Source organism: Acinetobacter sp. YH12131 (assembly GCF_013418635.1).
Taxonomy (GTDB): Bacteria; Pseudomonadota; Gammaproteobacteria; order Pseudomonadales; family Moraxellaceae; genus Acinetobacter; species Acinetobacter towneri.
Genome location: NZ_VPBQ01000037.1, coordinates 1 through 4,586 on the forward strand (window position 1 = coordinate 1; position 4,586 = coordinate 4,586).

A 4,586-nucleotide genomic window follows, 5' to 3' on the forward strand; every position below is an offset into this window, starting at 1 on the left:
TAAATTTTCAGCGTTGCTGGCTCCCCGTCAGCCGGATTGGGTTGCATCGCAGGGGTGTCGAAAGAGTCAACTGCGGTCCAAAGCTGTTGGACTTGGGTGAAAAGGGCGTTTATTCTTCCTATACGTAAATTGTATTTGTTTTAGAAAAAGTTTTTGATCATTTGCTTCTTGCTGTGTAAAAGGTTTGTATGCTTGAATTTCTTCAATGATTTCTTTCATTTTTTATTGTCACTTTCCTGTCGTCATCTACTTATCAGCTAAATACCCTTCAGGCATTGGAATCAATTTTTCTGATTCCCGACTGAGGCTCTCCTCTGCTTTCCACCCGGCGATTTTATTTTCCGTTGCTTCGATCACCCCATCAAAAAGAGAATCACTTAATATTAGACGTAGTGGTGGTTCAGGCAATGCCGCAAGTTTTAAGATTGTCTTTGCTGCTAATATAGGGTCACTATCTGTCGCCTGACCCTCCTGTTCTTTTGCGAAGGCATCCATTTGTTGATGCAGTTCTTGATAATCCGGCAAGCGTTTACTATTATGCAGTTTCTTGTAAAGATCTGTCCAATAACCTCCTGGTTCAACAATAGTCACATGAACACCAAAAGGAGCCAGTTCCTGTGCTAAAGCTTCCGTCAATCCTTCTACCGCAAATTTACTAGCACTGTATAGACCTGAAGTCATCCAAGACATGATGCCCCCGATACTACTCATTTGGATAAAACGACCTGATTTGTCTCGCAAAAAAGGAGAAACCGCTTGAGCCGTCCAAAGAGAACCGAAAAAGTTTACATTCATTATCTGACGCGCCTCTTCTTCTGTTGTCTCCTCAATCATTCCTCCAAGCATCATTCCCGCATTACTCAAAGCAATATCGATGCCATTAAATTTTTCTGCTCCCTTAGCAGCAGCGGCTACTACCATGTCTCGTTCTTCAATATCGCCTAAACAGATCAGCAAAGAAGATCCATATTCTGTTTTTAACCTGCTGAGTTTTCCTTCTGTTCTAGAAAAAGAAATGACTTGGTCGCCATTTTCTAATACTAATTTTACTGTCTCAAAACCAATTCCTTTACTTCCACCAGTAATAAACCACGTTCTAGTCATCTGTCCACGCTCCTTTTTTCCTAATTACTCTCAATATGATTATAACAAATTAAAAGGCCAACAACAACTATAGTATCTAATATGCTGATTGTCAGTTATAAAATACTAAGAGTCATTTTATTCAAAAAAAGTTGTGGCAAAAAACTTGCCACAACTTTTTTATTTTGCACGAATCGGGAGCCATATTTGGAACTGTGCATTCTGAGGATTAGCATCTAAATATAATTCGATATCTGGCAATTCAGCATATTCAAAACCTGAAGTTGGTAACCATTCAGTAAAAATCTGCTGTTGCAATTCTTGAATTGCTCCTGGTATAGGACCCGTTCCTGAGAATACCGCCATCCAGCTTTGCGTGATAAAAGCCAGCAATAAAAACCCGCACATATCAGCGCCCATTCCAAGCAGCAACACACCGCGGTCACCCAGTCGCTTTGAAAGAGTGCCGGTTAAAACAGCTTGTACGAATGTATGTGCTGCACCAAAAACGGCCAGCGACACACCTGCTGTGCCAATATCCCAATTCAAGCGCTGTTCGCCATAAATCACCCACAAAGCGGCGGGCGCCTGCCCAATCAGCTGCATAAGAAAAAACAACGCAAAAAAGCTGGCAAGTCCCTGAACTGCAAAATTGAAGCGAAAGCCTTCAAACAAATTGATTTTGGCTGGCTGTCCTTCAGGCGGTTGTGACGGCGTTTTGGGCAACAAGAAAGCCACCAAACAAAAGGCAATTGCATTGAGAAGAGCCCCTGCCACAAAGGGCGCATGCACAGATATATCACTAAGAACACCGCCAATAGCAGGCCCTGCAATCATACCTGCACCAAAACACGCCCCCATAAAACCAAACCAACGCGCACGTTCTTCCTGTTTAGTTGTATCAGCGATAATTGATGCCGCGATTGCACCAGTTGCTCCGGTAACACCTGAGATAATCCGGCCGATATAAAGCACCCATAAAACAGGCGCTGCCGCCATTATGCTATAATCAATCGTGGCACCTAAAAATGAAACCAGCAAAATAATCCGCCGTCCATAGCGGTCAGATAACCGCCCTAAAACGGGCGCGCAAAAGACCTGCATAAACGCATAAAGCGATAAAAAAACACCATAGTGAAATGCTGTTTGCTCTGCCGGTACAAATTCATTTAATAAAGCCGGAACCACCGGCATGATTAATCCCAAACCAATCGCATCAAGCGCGACAACAATGAGTGCGGTTATAAGTGATTTTGACATAGATGTGACTTTTATTTATCATTGATAAGTTGGCGATAAAAAACTTTGTACCTGGCATAAAGCTCGGTGGTGTCAGCGCGTGACCGTACCGGCTTCTTTTGATACTGCCGCCTGGGCGGCTTCTCCTGCTGATCCGGTGACGCCTCAAAGGCTCCCAGCCGCTTTTCCAGGGCAGGCTTGGACAGATCGCGGGACAGGGTGCTGGGCTTGACCATCGTGCCGTCATCGGCCCGGATCACCAACCCGTTACCCCTTGGCGTAATCTCCAGGCCGTTATCACGCATGACCTGGTGCAGCTCCGTCCAGGACTGCGCGGCTTTAATGTCGTCCAGGCATTCGCGCTTGATCCAGCCCACCAGACTTTCCACGCCGGCATGGCGCTCCATGTCGGCGGCCCTCGATGCCGCCCCGCGCTGCTGCGGCCGGTGATTGTCTGCCTCCAGGCCATAGTCCCGTTCCAGCGTCTCGCACAAGTCGGCCAGCGCCAGGTGCGGATAGTACGGTTCGTGCATCGTGTGCCTGGTCGGGTGAATCTTGTTGATGGCAATGTGGATGTGCAGGTTGTCGGTGTCGTTATGCACGGCGCTGATACGCTGATGCTCACCAAACCCTAGCCCTTGGCAAATCCGTTCCTCTATCGCCTTCAAGGTGTCGGCATCGGGATTCTCGCCGGCGCGAAAACTGACAATCAGGTGATAGGTCTTATCGCCCTTGGCCCTGGTGTTCATGTGCTGGGTGGCCAGCACTTCGGTGATGGCATCGCGCACTGAATGCGCCTCGCAATTCGTGACCTGAACATGGCCCAGCCGGTGGTCTTTGCTCTGTGCGTCGGTGATGTATTTAGCCAGGTCGGCAAAGTCTGATTTGCCCAGGGAACGCATGGCAACATGCTTGGCAATCATGATGCTGCCCTGGGTCGCACAATAGATTCCATCAATCGGCTCATTTCGTCCTGGTTGGCCTCAATCCGGGCCAGCAGGCCCAAGACAGTTTCAGCGCTGAACCGGGCCGTTCGGGCATCGTCGGTCAGCCACAATTTCAGCAGACCACCGAGGCGGCCCAGGTCGCCATTGACCCGCACCAGCTCGCGCACGTTCTCGTAATCGGTCACGCCCTGGACGGCGTAACCCTGCCCCACGGCCAGCAAAAAAGCAGACGTACTCAAGCCAGCCGCTTGTGCGTTGGCCTCAATGGCGGCCCGCTCTTCCGGCAGGCAATACACCTTGATCGGCGTGCTGCTTTTTCTCGTTACCTTCTGCTCTGTCGCCTCCATCTTTGGCGTCCTCCTGGTTCTCTTATTCCGGCGTCCGCCGATGGCCCCGCAGGGCAGGATTCCCGTTGAGCGCCGCAGGTGCGAATAAGGGGAAGTGAAGAGGAACACCATGCTTGCATGGTGGGCCTACTTCACACATCCTGCCCGCTTCACCACCACTTTAACATCACTACCATTTACCGGCTATAACCCGTTTTATCGACAAACACAAGCCGATTCCACGCATAAGGCGTGCAATCTGGCTTTAGTCGCCTTACAATCGCTTTAATAGCGATAGAATCGGCATTAAATCGCGGATAAATCGACATATAAAAGGCGGTAGAATCGGCATGACTAAACGGCTTACAGAGCGCATTGCAGCGCAAATGCAGACCCAAAAGCCCACCCGTTCAGGACAGAATCGGGCGGCTTTCCTGGCCCAGCGCGACGACATAAAAGAGGCTTTGACCGATGGCTGGCCGGTAAAAGCCATCTGGAAAACGCTGCACGATGAAGGGAAAATCAGCTTCGGATATGATGCTTTTATCAGCTATGTGAACAGTCTGATTCGGTCGCCAGGCGAGCCTGAAAAGGCCACCGCAAGACCGCCGGCATCCTCCCAACCGGCCCCCAAGAAAGCCACCCCAGCGACACCCAAACCAGTACCATCAGCCAGCCATAAGCCGGGGGAGATTCCCAGCTTCAACTTCAACCCCAGCCCGAACAAAGCGGACTTGATTTGACGCCCCAAGGGGCGGATTGGACGCCAAGAGGGAAGGCATAGCCCGCCCCTCAAGTGTCAATGAACCCCTGGAAATCGACCCCGAAAACAGCCCCCTTCATAGAGGCGGCCTATTAACATTTGAGTGGGAGTGACGGGCACTGGCTGGCAATGTCTAGCAACGGCAGGCATTTCGGCTGAGGGTAAAAGAACTTTCCGCTAAGCGATAGACTGTATGTAAACACAGTATTGCAAGGACGCGGAACATGC

5 protein-coding genes and 2 pseudogenes are annotated in these 4,586 nt (G+C 49.7%); 1 reads left to right on the top strand and 6 read right to left on the bottom strand.

What is annotated here, in order from left to right; genetic code table 11:
* Positions 1 to 66: 66 nt before the first annotated feature.
* The 6 genes and pseudogenes from FTU66_RS13565 to traJ all read right to left on the bottom strand — a co-directional run bounded on the left by FTU66_RS13565 (position 67) and on the right by traJ (position 3,616).
* Complete coding sequence (locus FTU66_RS13565) at positions 67 to 219, bottom strand: hypothetical protein (protein WP_180007116.1); 153 nt, start codon at positions 217 to 219, stop codon at positions 67 to 69.
* A gap of 27 nt (positions 220 to 246) precedes the next feature.
* Positions 247 to 1,104 (bottom strand): SDR family NAD(P)-dependent oxidoreductase, encoded by an 858-nt coding sequence (locus FTU66_RS13345; RefSeq protein ID WP_120366351.1) that lies wholly within the window; start codon positions 1,102 to 1,104, stop codon positions 247 to 249.
* 159 nt (positions 1,105 to 1,263) lie between these two features.
* The gene (locus FTU66_RS13790) at positions 1,264 to 1,449 is read right to left on the bottom strand and encodes a GyrI-like domain-containing protein (protein ID WP_233735431.1); all 186 of its coding nucleotides are present in this window, start codon (positions 1,447 to 1,449) and stop codon (positions 1,264 to 1,266) included.
* A pseudogene (locus tag FTU66_RS13350) lies at positions 1,441 to 2,343 on the bottom strand (TCR/Tet family MFS transporter); the annotation flags it as partial. The pseudogene FTU66_RS13350 and the gene FTU66_RS13790, both read right to left, overlap by 9 nt.
* Positions 2,344 to 2,369: 26 nt before the next feature.
* Positions 2,370 to 3,245: pseudogene (traI, locus tag FTU66_RS13355) on the bottom strand (TraI/MobA(P) family conjugative relaxase); the annotation flags it as partial.
* Positions 3,242 to 3,616, bottom strand: coding sequence for a conjugal transfer transcriptional regulator TraJ (traJ, locus tag FTU66_RS13360; RefSeq protein ID WP_033472343.1), 375 nt, complete (start codon positions 3,614 to 3,616; stop codon positions 3,242 to 3,244). The pseudogene traI and the gene traJ, both read right to left, overlap by 4 nt.
* Before the next feature lie 329 nt (positions 3,617 to 3,945).
* On the opposite strand from traJ, the gene FTU66_RS13365 reads away from it, so the two are divergent.
* Positions 3,946 to 4,338: a TraK family protein gene (locus FTU66_RS13365; RefSeq protein WP_052928019.1), complete on the top strand. Its 393-nt coding sequence runs from the start codon at positions 3,946 to 3,948 to the stop codon at positions 4,336 to 4,338.
* Positions 4,339 to 4,586 lie beyond the last annotated feature (248 nt).

What these genes read in the sequence shown, in the direction of transcription:
- FTU66_RS13565 (WP_180007116.1), bottom strand. Translation starts at nt 219, where the DNA reads ATGAAAGAAATCATTGAAGAAATTCAAGCATACAAACCTTTTACACAG.
- FTU66_RS13345 (WP_120366351.1), bottom strand. Translation starts at nt 1,104, where the DNA reads ATGACTAGAACGTGGTTTATTACTGGTGGAAGTAAAGGAATTGGTTTT.
- FTU66_RS13790 (WP_233735431.1), bottom strand. Translation starts at nt 1,449, where the DNA reads ATGGCGGTATTCTCAGGAACGGGTCCTATACCAGGAGCAATTCAAGAA.
- traJ (WP_033472343.1), bottom strand. Translation starts at nt 3,616, where the DNA reads ATGGAGGCGACAGAGCAGAAGGTAACGAGAAAAAGCAGCACGCCGATC.
- FTU66_RS13365 (WP_052928019.1), top strand. Translation starts at nt 3,946, where the DNA reads ATGACTAAACGGCTTACAGAGCGCATTGCAGCGCAAATGCAGACCCAA.